At 59.0% G+C, this 14,731-nt stretch carries 10 protein-coding genes; 1 reads left to right on the top strand and 9 read right to left on the bottom strand.

Translation table 11 applies throughout. The features are described from left to right. Positions 1–182: 182 nt before the first annotated feature. The 9 genes from ACZ9IM_RS08100 to yaaA form a co-directional block, all read right to left on the bottom strand. Positions 183–1,316, bottom strand: a complete 1,134-nt coding sequence (locus tag ACZ9IM_RS08100; protein ID WP_427623243.1) for a mannuronate-specific alginate lyase — start codon at positions 1,314–1,316, stop codon at positions 183–185. 11 nt (positions 1,317–1,327) lie between these two features. After that, on the bottom strand, positions 1,328–2,779 hold the full coding sequence (locus ACZ9IM_RS08095) for an alginate O-acetyltransferase (protein ID WP_008010605.1): 1,452 nt from the start codon (positions 2,777–2,779) through the stop codon (positions 1,328–1,330). Positions 2,780–2,789: 10 nt separating this feature from the next. Beyond that, on the bottom strand, positions 2,790–4,379 hold the full coding sequence (algG, locus tag ACZ9IM_RS08090; RefSeq protein WP_427623242.1) for a mannuronan 5-epimerase AlgG: 1,590 nt from the start codon (positions 4,377–4,379) through the stop codon (positions 2,790–2,792). Positions 4,380–4,405: 26 nt separating this feature from the next. Continuing rightward, positions 4,406–5,893: an alginate export family protein gene (locus ACZ9IM_RS08085; protein WP_052966654.1), complete on the bottom strand. Its 1,488-nt coding sequence runs from the start codon at positions 5,891–5,893 to the stop codon at positions 4,406–4,408. Continuing rightward, the gene (algK, locus tag ACZ9IM_RS08080; RefSeq protein WP_427623241.1) at positions 5,890–7,398 is read right to left on the bottom strand and encodes an alginate biosynthesis TPR repeat lipoprotein AlgK; all 1,509 of its coding nucleotides are present in this window, start codon (positions 7,396–7,398) and stop codon (positions 5,890–5,892) included. Before algK ends, ACZ9IM_RS08085 begins: the two co-directional genes overlap by 4 nt. A 9-nt stretch (positions 7,399–7,407) precedes the next feature. After that, on the bottom strand, positions 7,408–8,577 hold the full coding sequence (locus ACZ9IM_RS08075) for a PilZ domain-containing protein (protein ID WP_427623239.1): 1,170 nt from the start codon (positions 8,575–8,577) through the stop codon (positions 7,408–7,410). Positions 8,578–8,612: 35 nt separating this feature from the next. Further along, positions 8,613–10,094, bottom strand: a complete 1,482-nt coding sequence (alg8, locus tag ACZ9IM_RS08070; RefSeq protein WP_427623238.1) for a mannuronan synthase — start codon at positions 10,092–10,094, stop codon at positions 8,613–8,615. A 221-nt stretch (positions 10,095–10,315) separates the two neighbouring features. Next, positions 10,316–11,632, bottom strand: a complete 1,317-nt coding sequence (locus ACZ9IM_RS08065) for a nucleotide sugar dehydrogenase (RefSeq protein WP_476223674.1) — start codon at positions 11,630–11,632, stop codon at positions 10,316–10,318. A gap of 836 nt (positions 11,633–12,468) precedes the next feature. Next, entirely contained in the window at positions 12,469–13,248 is a 780-nt protein-coding gene (gene yaaA / locus ACZ9IM_RS08060; RefSeq protein ID WP_427623236.1) for a peroxide stress protein YaaA, read from the bottom strand. 323 nt (positions 13,249–13,571) lie between these two features. Here yaaA and ACZ9IM_RS08055 point away from each other — a divergent pair, with 323 nt between their 5' ends. Beyond that, positions 13,572–14,696: a polysaccharide deacetylase family protein gene (locus ACZ9IM_RS08055; protein ID WP_476223673.1), complete on the top strand. Its 1,125-nt coding sequence runs from the start codon at positions 13,572–13,574 to the stop codon at positions 14,694–14,696. Positions 14,697–14,731 lie beyond the last annotated feature (35 nt).

Raw genomic sequence — 14,731 nt, 5'->3', positions numbered from 1 at the left:
AGGGCCGCAGCCCCCCCAAACCCCCCACCGAAAACCGGAGGGCGTAACACACAATTCATGCCTGACACTGACCCTGTGGGAGCGAGCCTGCTCGCGATAGCGATCTGATATTCAGCATCGATGTCGCCTGACACTCAGTCATCGCGAGCAGACTCGCTCCCATAGGGGTTTTGCGTTTGGCTCTAGGAACCTTTTTTGCCCTTCTCATTCGCCGGGTCGTAGACCTTGGTCAAATCCCCGCCGAGGCGGAAGGTCTTGAACGGCTGCATTTTGTGTTTCTGCGCCAGCACATCCGGCGTGCAGGTGTAGAGCGAGCAGAACGGTTCGAGCCAGGCAAATTTCGAATCGACCTTGAGGTCGGTCATGTCCTGCTCTTTACCGTTTTTTTCCTCGAACTCATCCGGGTCTTCCACGCCTGCAAGCACGCGATCACCCAGGCGTTTCAAGGCGCCGTTGTTTTCCTGGCGCAAATCGACACCGTTGACCTGAGCGAAACTGGCGATCATCGCCAGTGGCGGCAGGGCGTAGTTGTGATAGGCGAGGGCGCGTTGCTGGCGCTTGAGCTCGTTGGGCAGGAAGCCTTGGGCGTCGACCTGATTGACGCCGACCTTGTATTCCTTGACGGCCCAATCGAACAGATCGCGGCGGTTGGTGGCGACCGACGTCGCCATCACCGACCAGGCTGCCCAGTACGAGTGGTTGTTGGTCTGTTCGAGCGGCAGGTTGTCCCAATCGCTGACCACCTGATCAGCCATTTTGCTGAACCAGGCTTCAATCACTTGCGCTTCTTCCTGGTGGGTAGCCAGTGGATGCGAGTCAGAGAATTTCAGGCGGACATAGGACGAAGCCATGCTGCCCAACGCCCATTTGCGCATGGACTTGCCGGTGTGGTTGAAGTCCTTGGACATCAACGCGTCGGCCTTGGCCCAGGCGGTCAACCAATTGAGGGTGCATTGCAGTTGTTCCGGACGACCGTCACGCATGAACTGCATCACCCGCTTGCTGGTGGCGCGCTCGATCTTGGTGATGTCGGCGGTGGTCTCGCGGAACGCTTTTTCCGATGCCTCGTTCAGGGTCGAACGGGCCTTGTCGGAGCCTTCGTATTTGCTGCGAAATTGCAGGGCGCCGGTGTAGGGCGTCGGCATCGCGTCGCAGCCTTCACTCTTGTCGCCGGTTTTGACTTTTTCAATGGGCGCAAAGTAACCCTGGGGCGGGCGAAGTGGCGCGGCAGCCTGAGTGGCGCCGGCGAACATCGCCAGCGTCAGCAGAGAGGGCGCGAGTAACTTTTTCAGCGTTCGGGTTTGCATGCAGTTCATAAGAGGTAGCCTCATTGCCCGGCTTGAGCGGTACGCTGCTCGGCGCCGGAGAACACGTTGCGTTTGCAGATTTTCGCTTCGACTTTCTGAGGCGTGGTACCTGGTTTTTCAGGTCCCTGGACTTCGACGGCCAGCAGATTCTGCGAGGCCCAGTCTTCGTCCGTGCGCAACTCGAAGGCGAAACGCCCGTCGGTTTCGGATGTTTCCGGTTTGTCGATCTTGATGTCCTCGTGGCGCCCGTTCATGTACCAGAGGGTGGCTTGCAAGGTTTTCACCGAGGTGTCGGCGAAGCGGATATCGACCTGGTGGCTGCTGTTGCGCAGGTCCAGGTTCTTGCTGTTGACCATCAATTCGTTTTTGCCCGGTTTCAGCGTGGCGCTGGCACTCATCTGCGCGTCTTTGCCTTCGCAACCGTTGTCCAGCAGCGCCATCATCTGGCGGTAGATGGTTTCCTGATCGAGGCGATAAAGCGGCGAGAATTCCCAGATGAGGATTTTCGGCGGTTTGGTCTGGAACTCTTCACTGCCCAGGTACTGCAGCATCGAACCTTCCAGGCCACCACCGGGGAATGCCACGTTGAGGATGTCGGCGCCGATGGCCTCTTCGAGGAAACCGGCGAAGTTGTAGTTCTTGCCACTGTGGCTGGTGCCGACCAGGGTAATTTCCGGATTGCCGGAATCACTGAACAGATCGCCATCGCCCGCTTCGCCTTTTGGCTCGGTGGTGAACTGATCCATGTACTGGATCGCGTAGCTGGTGCCACAGAGTTGACCAGCCATGTTGTGTAACGTTCCGGTCTTGCCCATGCGACCCGACTTATGGGTCTCGAATTCACGCTTGGGAACGTCGGCGAAGGCCGGCAATTGCTTGACCTTCTCGGCGACGATTTTCGCCGTGCGCTGGGCGCCATACGGCGTCCAGTGTTGGTCGCCGCGGAAGTAGAAGTCGTGGGCTGGCAAGGTGTCGGGCAGCGATTCGTTGGTCAGTGGCGACAGGTCCGGGACCACGTAGCCCATCTGCGCGAAACGCCCGAGCATGGTTTTGTAATTCCTCAGCGCCTTGTCGAAATCGTAGCTCGCCTTCTCTGCCGGGTTCAGCTTGTTGCGGTTCACCAGGCCACGGGTCGGCTGGTAAACGATGACCAGTTCCACGCCTTTGCTCTTGAACGCATCGTGCAGTTGTTTCATGCGTTTGTAGCCAGCGGGTGTGGTGTCGAATTCGGTGCGCAAGTCTTCTTGCGTACGGAACAGCCAATCGCCCTGCGCCTGCACCAGTGTGGTGAAGTTCTGCTGATAGCGGGTGGTGTAGTTCTTCGGGTCGTGGGCTTCGGGGCAGAGATTGCAGCAATCATCGGCCTTGAAGCTGGGGGCTTTGGCGTCTTCGGCACGTACGCCAGTGCTCGCCGCAAGAATGCCAGCGGTCAGGGCCGACAGGCTGAGTAATTTGATCAAGTGTGGGTGCATAAAATTATCCTCAGTCCTGCATTTTGGTCTGGCGTTCGACTGGGTCGATCAGCACGGCTTTCTGCTGGCGCACCAGCAGGTCGAGAATTTCATCCTGGCGTTCGCCGAGGATCCCCGAGAAGCTGATGCCGCTGGATTTGGTCGGCGCGAGCATCGACACGCGATACAGCTCCACGCTCAGCGGCGAGTCGATCGACAGTGGTCCGCTGCCATTGGCGGCCAGCTCACCACCGACCACAATCAGGGACACCTGGGCGTCGAACGGGTCGAGCTTGATGTCCCGGTCGGTGTCGCTCAGGTCTTTGATGTGCCCGTAAACACCGGTCAGGCCGTTGGCCATCGAAACGTTTTCGTATAGGCGAATGTTCACGCTGTTACGAATGCGGATGCCGTGGCGCTTGTTGCTGATCACCTTGTTGCCCCACAGCAGGTTGTCAGCACTCTCATAGAGGGTGATGCCATCGGTGTGGTTCTTGTAGATCTCGTTGTAGGCGATCAGGTTGTTCACACTGTTACGGTCGATCACCAGGCCCGACAACTTGTTGTCGTAGCTGCGGTTGTTGAAGATGAAGCTGTCGTTGACCTCACGGGAAATAATGATCCCGTGCTTCTTCCTGGTCCCGTACACCGTGTTGTCGGCGATGATCAGACCGTGGGAACGGTCATGGGGGTCGATGCCGTAGACGATGTTGTCTTTGTAGGTGTTGCCCTTGACCACGAAGTCACGGGTTTCGTAGCAGTAGAAGCCGTACCACATGTCCGAGAACTCGGAGCCGACGATCCAGCCGGACGGTTCAGGGCGCTTGAGCACCTTGGCCATGTTCGGCGTGTATTGGGAAATACTCACGCCGTAGGACTTACTGTTGGCGTAGCCGAAACTGGCGATCTTGCTGTTGGCGATGTAGGTTTCGGTGCCCCCCCAGGACAGCAGGAACGGACGGAACTCCTTGGGCGACTTGAAGGCCGCCGGGCCGTTTGCTTTCTCGCTCCAGCCAGTGATTTTGGTATCACGCACGAACAGCTGGCCGTCGTTGACCAGGAACGAGCCGGCCTCTTGGGACAGGCGCAATTCCTGGGTCTGCTTGTCGATTTCCAGAATGCCCTTGTTACCCACCACGATCGGCAACTTCGCCAGGAACACGCCCGGCGAGGTTTCGCTGAAGTACTGCTTGGGCAGCTTCTTCGCCAGGTCCTTGAGGTTCATGTAGCCGTCGTCGACGAAGATCGCCTGCGGGATGCCATGCTGACGCACCACCCACTCGGCCATCTTGTTGTCGCCGCCGATGAAGTCCTTCAGGGCGTTTTCCTGCATCATCCGGCGCACGCTGATCTTGCCGGGTTTGGTGCGCACGATTTTCGCGGCGATGGCTTCGGCGGTGTAGCCAGAGGTGTCCGGCAGTTTCGGCTTGGCCAAGTCCAGCGGCGCGGTTGGCGCGCTGCTGACGGTGTAGGTCTTGGCCTGTTGCAGCCCTTTAGCTATGGTCGCCGATTTGCCCTGTTGCACAGGCTTGGCCGGTTCGACGGTGGCGAAGGCGGCTGCGCTGGCTAGCAGCAGCGCGCCGGCCAGCAGGCTGATCGAGCCTTTCTTGGCACTGTTCATGTCGGGCACTCCCTTCGCGGTTTGCATCAGAAGCGCCAGACCACGTCGACAAACGCGCGGTGCATGTACGAGTCGACTTCTTTGCCATACGCATCGCCGGGCTTGAACACACCGCCACGGAACCGTACCAGTGCCGAAGGCTCATCGATCGACTGGCTCAACGCCGCCGGCAACAGGCCTTGCTTGAAGTACTTGGTGACCACCAGGTCCATTTCCTGACCGAGGTCTTTGTTGCCATCTTCCAGCGGCAGAGAGGTGCTGGAGAGGATGGCGCCGGTCACGTCGTCGGTGTTGTTTTCGACGGCGTTGATGCCATTGCTGCCCACCGGCTTGTTGCCGTCGACGCGCCAGAACTTGTGGTAGATCAGACTGGCGTCGTATTCGTCGTTGAGCATCCACGAGCCGAACAGGGTAGCGGTCTGCATGTTGTTCATTTCGCCACGGAAGGCTTCGCCGAAACGGTGAACCCGCGAACGTGTACCGGTGTAGTTCGAGCGATTGCTTTCCAGACCGGTCTGTTCGTACTCGGCGCTGGCACGGGCATAGGCCGCACCGACTTGCCACTGCGGATCGAGGCGCAGACGCAGACCAATATCGGTGGCCCAGCCATTGAGGTCTTCACCACGTTTGGCTTCGGTCGGACGCGTGCCATCGGCGTTCAGCGGGTTGACCGTGTCGGTGTCACCGCTCATGCCGGTGATGCTGCCCCAGTAATTGACGGTGTTGGTGTTGCGCCAGTTGTAGGCATCGCTATCGGCGGTAAGGCCGAGCCAGCTGATGTCGCCATTCTGTTTTTTATCCAGCGAATCGCCGGCCACGCCCGGCTCCGGGTAGTCGAGCTTGCCGTCATCGTGGGTGTGATGACCGCGAATGCCGACCCAGTTACCCGGCGACCATTGAGTGGCAACGTCGCCGAAAACGTGCAGGCGATCCTTGTCCTTGGGGGCCAGCTCTTTCAAGTCGGTGCGGTATTCGCTGAAGCGTTCGGCGACACCGACGTTGGCGCGCAACAGGGTGGTGTCGAAGGTCCAGTTCAGGGCTTCGATGTTGGTGTCGCGCCATTGCCCGTCGTCGTTGCGCAGGCGTTGGCGACCGAGCTTGAGGATCTCGCCAGGGTAGGGCGTGAGGCCGCTGTAACCGACCCAGAACTCGCGCATCGCCAGGTAGTTCTTCTTGGTTTTGCGATCACCGTTGTCGGTGGTCTGGGTACCGTCGCTGTCGGACTGTTGCAGGGTGTCCGTTTCGATGATGTCGGTGGACGTCACGGCCTGGCCCATGGCGTAGGCGCTCCACGCGCCGCTTTCGCCGTACACCCATGGACGCAGATCGAGGCCAACGCCGTTAACGTCGCCGCCACTGGCAGTGCCCAGGTCACGGTCGTCTTCGGACTGGCCGGTAACTTTGACTTCGAGGCCGAAATTCTTGTCTTCGGTCAGGGCCGCCAGGGTCGGGCACGACCACAGCAGGGCGAATGTAAGGCCAATACCGGCCTTCACGAATGGATTGAGCTTCATAGGGATTCCTCGCCGTCTTCTTCTTGCAGGGCGTGCAGTTCCAGCGTGTCCGGACTCACGGCACTACGAATGGCCTGTTCTTGTTTCAACAGGCGTTGGGCCTCGGCCAGCCGGTCAGGCGGCAGTTGCGCTTCGATGGTTTGCGCAAGCTCATTGGCTTGTGGGGTGTTTTGAGCCTTCGCCAACTGGCTGAAGACATAAGCGTTGACCGGGTCGGGTCGGGTGCCCTTGCCTTGGGAGAACAGTTGGGCAATGGCGAAATCGGCGCTGTTCTGGCCGTTACGCGCAGCGGTCAGCAGGTGATCCAGGGCTTTTTGCGGATAGACCTTGCCCAGGTAACCACGACGGTAAATCTGGCCGAGGTAGTAATCGGCGGCGACTTCCCGGCCGACGGCTTTCTTGAAGTGCTCTTCGGCGACCTTGGCGTCGGCCGGCACCATTTTTCCTTCGAAGTAGAGCTTGCCCAGCAACAGTTCGGCACGCGGCTGGTCGGCGGCGCGGCCGTTGTCCAGGTACTTCATCATGGTGTCGACATCACCCAGTTCCGGGAAGTCGTAGAGCAATTGCGCCAGGCTGACCCAGGACGCCGGATAGCCTGGTGCGATGCCTTCGAGCAGCGACTGAGCGGTTTTCTCGTCGGTCTTGCCCAGGCTCGCATCGCCCAGTACGCGAGCCACGCTGTCCACACGTTGCGCAGTGACGACGCCACGGCTTTGACCCGCCTGCATCTGCTTGATCAGTTCAGCCTGTTGCTCTGGCTGGCCGCGTTTCTGATAGACCGTGGCCAGTTCGACGTAGCAGATGTCGGTGGTGTTCAACGCGGCTTTGCAGATTTTTTCCACGTCATCCAGGTGTTGATCGTAAGTGCCCTGGGTGCGATAGAGCAGCACTTGCGCCAGACCGGCTTCCGGTTTGCCTTCGGCGCGCCATTGGCTGATCTGCTGCTGTGCGTTGACGTTCGGGAAACTGTGCGGGTATTGCAGGTACAGCATCGCCAGCGGGATCAGGGTGTTGCCTTCGCCATTGGCCGAGGCTTTCTTCAACAACGCTTCGGCTTCGTGATGTTCGGCTTCGGTGGCACCGGGTTTGGCCACCAGCAGACGACCCAGGCGAGCCTGAGCCCGCGGCGAGACGCTGGCCGCGGCGCGGTAAGTCGCCTCGGCCTTTTTGATTTGTGCCGGGTCGCGGCTGTCGACTTGCAGATCGGCCAGACCGACCTGAGCTTCGCTGTAACCCAGGTCTGCCAGCTGCTGGTAGTTCTGCGCCGCCAGCGCGGTGTCGCCGCGCTTGAGGGCTTCATTGGCCAGACGCTGGTCGGGCAGGCCGGCGCAGCCGCTAAGGCTCACCGCTAACGCCAGTGCACAGAATGCACCCTTGTGGGAGCGGGCTTGCTCGCGAAGCAGGCGCTGCGGAGCATCAGGCAGACCGTGTTGATCCCTTCGCGAGCAAGCCCGCTCCCACAAGGTGTGCGGTGTGTTCAGGATTTTTGTGATGGTCACGGGCATGTCCTCTGTTTAAAGACCGGCGGCCATGGCTTTGTTGATCAGCCAGCTCAGGTTCGGGCCACGGGTGCTGTTCACTTCAACCGGGCGACCGGCGAAGGCGCTGTCCAGCGGCTCGTCCGGTTTGATCTGCACGCGGATGTCGGATGACAGGTCGGCACTTTTCAGGCTGGTGCTGCTGACAATCTTGCCGGTACGGGTTTGGTCTTCGCCGGCGATCTGGAAGCTGACGGTGGTGCCAGGACGCACGTCGCCGAACTGGCGATAGGAGAAGCGTGCTTCAACGTTGGCTTCGGTGTTACGCGGCACCAGTTGGAAAATCACGTCGCCTTTGCTGGCGTACTGACCGTTAGCCACCAGTTGCTGAGACACGGTGCAATCGCACGGCGACGTCAGGGTGCCGGTCATTTGCTTGCCGAACAGTTCTTCAACCTTGGATGGTTGCAGTTGACCTTCGTCCAGATGGCCCTTGAGTACGTCGAGCATGCTGGTGCTGAAGGTCGCCAGCGGGGCGCCTTTGGCGGCAACGCCGTCAGCCTTGATCAGGCTCTGCACGGTGCCATCGCGTGGCATGGTGATGTTCATCCCCTGCACGCTGACCAGACCGGCCTGGGCGTGGCTGACGAAGTACATGCCGTACACCGATTTGAAAATGAAACCGAACGCCACCAGGCCGACCACGAAGATACCGGCGCTGAAGGTCACCGCTTTCAGACGGCCCAGCGGGGTCATGCCGTGGCCGCCATCCTTGTCCTTGCGCGCCTTGGTGAAGTTGTCGCGCTGCAGGGTCGCCAGCATTTCACCCACGCTGACGATGTCGCCGGCCAGGTGCGAGGTGATCAGGTGGCGCAGGGTGGAAATGTCACGAGGTTCCAGGTTCTGGAACTGGCAACCGGTGCGACCGGTCTGGCGATCCACGGAGCGGATTTGCAATTCCACGTCCATGGCCAAACCGAGGTTATCGATCACGAATTGCAGGCGAGCCTTGTGCACATCGCCGACTTTCAGCGGCAGCTGACCGGCGTTGAACGCCAGGCCGCCAGCGGAAAGGTCGATGAGCCGGGCTTCAACCGGAGTCCGGTCAGGGCCGAAGAAACGCAGCTTGGCCGGGATTTTCACGCGAGCGTGTTGGCGCTGGGCTTCGGATTCGTGCACTACGTTGGAGTTGACGGCGGTATTCATATGGGCGATTTCCTAGTTAATTCAGGCGAGTTCGGTCAGACCATCAGCAGCAGCACGGCGACAAAAATGCTGCCGGCGGAGAAGGTCATGGTCCGAGACGACCAAGTGTTGAACCAACCTTGAAAGCTGGCGAGATCACGGGTCAGGGAAGTGGGCTGGCGACTCCAGGACTGTCGGTCGAGGCGGAAGAACACGTAGATTTTCACCAGCGCGCCGACGATCTGGTTGTAATAGAGAATCGCCGGGTAAGCCGGGCCGATCCGGTGACCGGAGCAGGACAGCAGCACGGTCAGGATCAGGCGGGTGATGCCGATCCACAGCAGGTAAACCAGGATGAACGCGCTGCCGTACTTGAAGGTGGCGAGGATTGCCACGGTCAGGCCCAGCAAGGACGTCCACATCGATACACGCTGATCGAACAGCACCACCGAAGTGAACAGGCCGAGGCGTTTCATCCCCAGGCCCAGGGCGCGGGAGTTCTGCCGCAGGTTGTTGCCGTACCAGCGGAACATCAGTTTGCGACTGGCCTTGATGAAGCTCTTTTCCGGCGGGTGTTCCACGGTATGGATCGCGGCATCCGGCACGTAAAACGTGTCGTAGCCCAGACGCATCAAGCTGAACCAGCTCGACTTGTCGTCACCGGTGAGGAACTTGAAGCGGCCCAGGCGCCAGTGTTGCAGCGAGTCGCTTTCCACATCGGCGATGAAGTCCGGGTTGGTGACCACGGTGGCGCGGAATACCGACATCCGGCCGGTCATGGTCAACACGCGCTTGGACAGGGCCATGGAGCACATGTTGATGTGGCGCTGGGCGAATCGCAGTTTGTGCCATTCGCTCATGATGTAGCCGCCGCGCACTTCACAGAACTCGTTGGTGGTCAGGCCGCCGACATTGCCGAACAGCTGGAACCACGGCACGGTCTTGAGCACGACGCCTTCAGCCAGCACGGTGTCGCCATCGATCACGGCAACCACGGCGCGGTCGTCCGGCAGGTGGCGCGAGATGGCGCGGAAACCGTAGGCCAGGCCATCGCGTTTACCGGTGCCGGGAATGCGCACGAAGTCGAGCTTGACCCGTGGCGGTGGGTTCATGCGTTTCCAGAGGCTCTTGACCAGCAGCTCATCGGACATTTCGACGATGGAGCACACCACGGTGGTCGGCAGGCCGCAGTCGATGGCCTCGCGGATTACCGAGCTGTAGACCTGAGCGGTGGTCAGCGCGTCGATACGGAAGCTGGTGACCATCAGAAATACATGGGACGGGTCTGCCTCTTTGCCCAGCTTGCGCACTTTGCGCCGCAGGTGCGGGTAGACCACGTACAGAAACAGCATGCCGCGCAGAAAGTGCGTGGCACCCATCGAGTAGCGCCAGATACCGACGATACCGATCAGGAAGATAAAGTCCTTCGACTCGGAGTCGAACGTGGACGTAGGCAGCGCCATGGCGATGCCCATCAGTAAACTTAGGTAAAACAGCCAACCGGCGGCCTGAAGTAGGCCGTGCTTTAGCCTGTGCATAATCTGCATCCGTCTCGATCTCGGGCGAGCCTGTGGGGTGGCCCGATGGGGTTAAGGCAGGCTTGTGAAAACTGGCGCCACCCGGTTTGGATAACGCCAGAAATCCTGGTAGGAGCTGGCGAAGGCTGCGATCTTTTGATCTTCGCTTGGCATTCAAGTGGATCTGGAAAGATCGCAGCCTCGTTTCACTCGACAGCTCCTACGCAGCTCCTACAGGCGTGTTACCAGCAGATACCTTCGGTGCGCTTGCTGACGCTGGTGGCTTGAGACATGAAGCCAACCAGGTCGACCACTTGCTTGCCGTGTGGAGCTTCCAGCGCCAGGGCGCGGAATTTCTCGTCACGGTTGCCGAGGATGATCACGTCGGAGTTTGCGATCACGTCGTCGAAGTCGGCGTTGAGCAAGGACGAGACGTGAGGGATCTTCGACTCGATGTAATCCTTGTTCGCACCGTGGACACGGGCGTATTCGACGTTGCTGTCGTAGATGCTCAGGTCGTAGCCCTTGCCGATCAGCATTTCCGCCAGATCAACCAGCGGACTTTCGCGCAGGTCGTCGGTGCCGGCCTTGAAGCTCAGACCCAGGAGGGCGACTTTGCGCTTGTCGTGGCTGGAGACGATGTCGAACGCGTTCTGCACCTGGGACTCGTTACTGCGCATCAGCGAGTTGAGCAGTGGTGCTTCCACGTCCAGGGAACCGGCGCGGTAGGTCAGGGCGCGGACGTCTTTAGGCAGGCAGGAGCCGCCGAACGCGAAACCAGGGCGCATGTAGTACTGGGACAGGTTCAGTGTCTTGTCCTGGCAGACCACTTCCATCACTTCGCGACCGTCAACACCGACGGCCTTGGCGATGTTGCCGATCTCGTTGGCGAAGGTCACCTTGGTGGCGTGCCACACGTTGCAGGTGTACTTGATCATCTCGGCAACGGCGATGTCCTTGCGGATGATCGGTGCGTCGAGTTCTTCGTACAGCGATTGCAGAACGTCACCCGAAGCCTTGTCGAACTCGCCGATAACGGTCATTGGCGGCAGATCGTAATCGGCGATCGCGGTGCTTTCACGCAGGAACTCAGGGTTGACCGCCACGCCGAAATCGACGCCGGCTTTTTTGCCGGAGCAGTCTTCGAGGATCGGGATCACCACGTTTGCCACGGTGCCCGGCAGGACGGTGCTGCGAACCACGATGGTGTGGCGGGTGGTCTTGTCACGCAGGACAAAACCGATCTCGCGGCACACGGCTTCGATGTAGTTCAGTTCCAGGTCACCGTTTTTCTTGCTCGGCGTGCCGACGCAGATCATCGACAGGTCGGTGTCGCGAATCGCCTCGGCGAAGTTGGTCGTGCCGCGCAATTTGCCCGTCTCGATGCCCTTCTGCAGAAGTTCGCCCAAACCCGGTTCAACGATCGGCGATTTGCCGGCGTTGATCATATCGATTTTGTCTTTGGCAACATCGACGCCAACGACGTCATGGCCCCGTGCAGACAGGCAACCGGCACATACTGCGCCGACGTAACCCAAACCAAATATGCTGATGCGCATCGCAATTACCTCTCAGTTAATCAAACCTGTGTTCATCAAGCCATTACATGGCCGGATTTAATGGTGTTCAGCGGTCATAGAGCACTCGCAAGTGCGACTTAAAGGCGCCACAATGCCGTGTGCAGGCATACTAAGTTCCGAGTGTCTAAATAAGTGCACTCAAGATGTGCGCAGCCAGGTCTTATTGTTATGACGTGCCCTGTTATGCAGCCGATCCTCTTTTCTGAAGACTTCCGTGCAAAGGTCTTGCGCGCTCAATGCCAGGCCCGAAAGCCCGTAAATCAAGCGGTTGGGTGCTCAGGTGAGCACGTTTATAGGGGCGCTGCCGTGGCCTTGTAGGGGATAGTAATGGTGCGTTATCTCCTGTCCTTCGTGTGTTGCCCAAATAAGTGATCAGTAAGCCCAAGTAAGTGTGACAACTTCGCTATATCGATCTCTTGTCTGTGTAAGTTATCTCGCACAATCACCGAGAGAATCGTTACCGGTGGTATGAGCGGCGCATTTGGACATAGTTCCTGTCCGCCCATCGCGAATTCTGAAATTTCTTGAAATATTGAAAAAGATGGCACTGCTTTCATATTGATAGCACTTGCCCTTTGGCCCTTTATATATGGGGCGATTGTCGTTCTGGATATGTTTTTGCCACTACGAGTAAAAATTTTCAGTGCCACTACTGAAAAAAATGATCAATGTCGAGTGAAACTAAAGTTAGAAAATGAAGTGCTTGAATATTGGCGCCAATAAAGCGGCGAAAAGGAAGGGATTGTTCGACGATCAAAGGGGGGGCGCGCACAACGAAGTAACGGGTGTCGTGCGCTGACTTAGTGCAGGCTCTATTACTCCGGAGCGTGATCTCGCAGGAACACCAGATTGTCCGGTTTAGACTGTTCGGCGCTGTAGCGATAACCCTGAACGTCGAACTGCTTGAGGGCGACCGGGTCATTGATGCGTTCTTCAATGACGAAGCGACTCATCATCCCGCGGGCCTTTTTCGCGTAGAAGCTGATGATTTTGTACTGGCCGTTCTTCAGATCCTTGAACTCGGTATTGATGATGCGCGCGTTCAAAGCACTGCGTTTGACCGCCGAGAAGTACTCGTTGGAGGCCAGGTTCAGCAGCACGTCATCGCCTTGATCGGCCAAGGCTTCGTTCAGCCATTCGCTGATCCGCGTACCCCAGAAGGCGTACAAGTCCTTGCCACGGGCATTGGTCAGCTTGGTGCCCATCTCCAGCCGATAGGGCTGCATCAGATCCAAGGGGCGCAACAGGCCATACAGGCCGGAGAGCATGCGCAAGTGCTGCTGGGCGTAATCGAAATCGGCTTCGCTGAAAGTTTGTGCATTCAGGCCGGTGTACACATCGCCCTTGAATGCCAGCAACGCCTGCTTGGCGTTGGCAGGGGTGAAGGCCGGGGTCCAGCTACCGAAACGCGCGGCATTGAGACCGCCGATCTTGTCGGAGACGTGCATCAATTCGCTGATCTGCGCTGGCGTCAGGTCACGCAGTTGCAGGATCAGCTCCTGGGAATGGTCGAGGTATTGCGGCTGAGTGAAGCGCTGGGTCGCCGGCGGTGTTTCGTAATCGAGGGTCTTGGCGGGGGAAATCACCATCAGCATGAAGTCGTCTCCTTTAATCGTGGGGGCGATTCTAGGGGGTTGTCCTTGTTGACTCCAGCTATGGGTGTCATAGGTGATCGGTGGTGTAACCAGGTTTTGTGACAGAGAGATCCTGTGGCGAGGGAGCTTGCTCCCGCTCGAGCGCGAAGCGGTCGCAATACAGGCGCATGTGTTTTTCTGAAGGAATGCATGTGTTGGTTTGAGGGCTGCTTCGCAGCCCAGCGGGAGCAAGCTCCCTCGCCACAATGAGATCGGCTGCTGCTGCGGGAATGTGAACGCGATCAGCTATAGTGCCGCGCGGGTTTTGTTATGGAGACATCCCATTGCGTATCGTTTTTCTATTCTTCGCCTCGCTATTGAGTTTCGGCGCCCTGGCGGCGCCGGGCGATGTGGCGACGCTGGATCGCAGCACCTGGCCTGAACAGCTCAGCAGCCCGACGTTGTTCGACGTCGCCTCGCGCGCCGAAATCCTCATGTTTGCCCGGGTTCTGCTGGCCAGTGAATCGCTGGATGAAGCGAGCCTGGCTCAACGCCTGGGCCTGCGCACCCTCAATCTGGAGTCGGTCAACCAACTGCGCCAACGCCTGTGGCAGCGTTTGCTGACCAACTACAACTTCGCCCAGCAGAGTTGCGATCAGGATGCTTCCTTCTGTTTCCTGGTCGAGGACATGGCCACCCTGCGCGAGCAAGCGGCGAAGTTTCAGGTGAGCGATGACAGCTATTACATCAAATGGGCCGAGCCGAGCCGGTTGTTCCACGCCCAATACCTGGACGAGCAGCTGCGCAAGGCTGCGCTGTTCCCGCAGACCAGCAGCGAAGTCGATCGTTTTGGCGACTATGAGCGCAACGGCGATGCCATGAATGACCGGCTGTTCCTGCTGACCTTCGACAGCGCCGCCAATGCCACGCCAGATAACACGGCCTGGGTCACCGAGTACCTGCGCAAATCCAACATGAACGCTACGTTCTTCGTCCTCGGCAAGGACATCCAGGCCCGCCTGGCCGATCGTTCGGTGGCCAGCCTGCAAGGGACTTATTCGCAGCAATGCGTTGGCGTGCAAGGCTGGGAGTTCCGCTCCCACAGCCACTGGCAAGACTGGCAGGACTCGGTGCGACGCAGCGTCGAGCTGGTCAAAGGCAAGCTGCCGGAGAATTACGTGCCGCTGTTTCGCCCGCCCGAGGGGCAACGTCGATCCGATGCCGAGGGCTTCTTCACGTCTCAGGGCTTGCGGGTGGCATTGTGGGACATCGATGCCCAGGACGGCGCCGGCAAGCTCAAGGGCAGCCAGAGCGCACAACGGGTATTGACCTTGATGCTGCTATGGCGGCATGGGGTGATCAATTTCAATGTGAAGCAGGATGCGCTGAAAACGGCGATGCCTTGGCTCATTACGCAAACGGCGCCAAGCGGGATCGGTTGGGCAGACTGTCAGGACGCGTTTCGCTGAAAACGGCAAAAGGCCGTAAACATTGGGTGAAGGGC

The organism is Pseudomonas sp. TE12508 (assembly GCF_056279485.1).
Note: the sequence above shows the minus strand (reverse complement) of the source record. Positions and strands in the feature narration are given on the sequence as shown.

What these genes read in the sequence shown, in the direction of transcription:
- ACZ9IM_RS08100 (WP_427623243.1), bottom strand. Translation starts at nt 1,316, where the DNA reads ATGAACTGCATGCAAACCCGAACGCTGAAAAAGTTACTCGCGCCCTCT.
- ACZ9IM_RS08095 (WP_008010605.1), bottom strand. Translation starts at nt 2,779, where the DNA reads ATGCACCCACACTTGATCAAATTACTCAGCCTGTCGGCCCTGACCGCT.
- algG (WP_427623242.1), bottom strand. Translation starts at nt 4,379, where the DNA reads ATGAACAGTGCCAAGAAAGGCTCGATCAGCCTGCTGGCCGGCGCGCTG.
- ACZ9IM_RS08085 (WP_052966654.1), bottom strand. Translation starts at nt 5,893, where the DNA reads ATGAAGCTCAATCCATTCGTGAAGGCCGGTATTGGCCTTACATTCGCC.
- algK (WP_427623241.1), bottom strand. Translation starts at nt 7,398, where the DNA reads ATGCCCGTGACCATCACAAAAATCCTGAACACACCGCACACCTTGTGG.
- ACZ9IM_RS08075 (WP_427623239.1), bottom strand. Translation starts at nt 8,577, where the DNA reads ATGAATACCGCCGTCAACTCCAACGTAGTGCACGAATCCGAAGCCCAG.
- alg8 (WP_427623238.1), bottom strand. Translation starts at nt 10,094, where the DNA reads ATGCACAGGCTAAAGCACGGCCTACTTCAGGCCGCCGGTTGGCTGTTT.
- ACZ9IM_RS08065 (WP_476223674.1), bottom strand. Translation starts at nt 11,632, where the DNA reads ATGCGCATCAGCATATTTGGTTTGGGTTACGTCGGCGCAGTATGTGCC.
- yaaA (WP_427623236.1), bottom strand. Translation starts at nt 13,248, where the DNA reads ATGCTGATGGTGATTTCCCCCGCCAAGACCCTCGATTACGAAACACCG.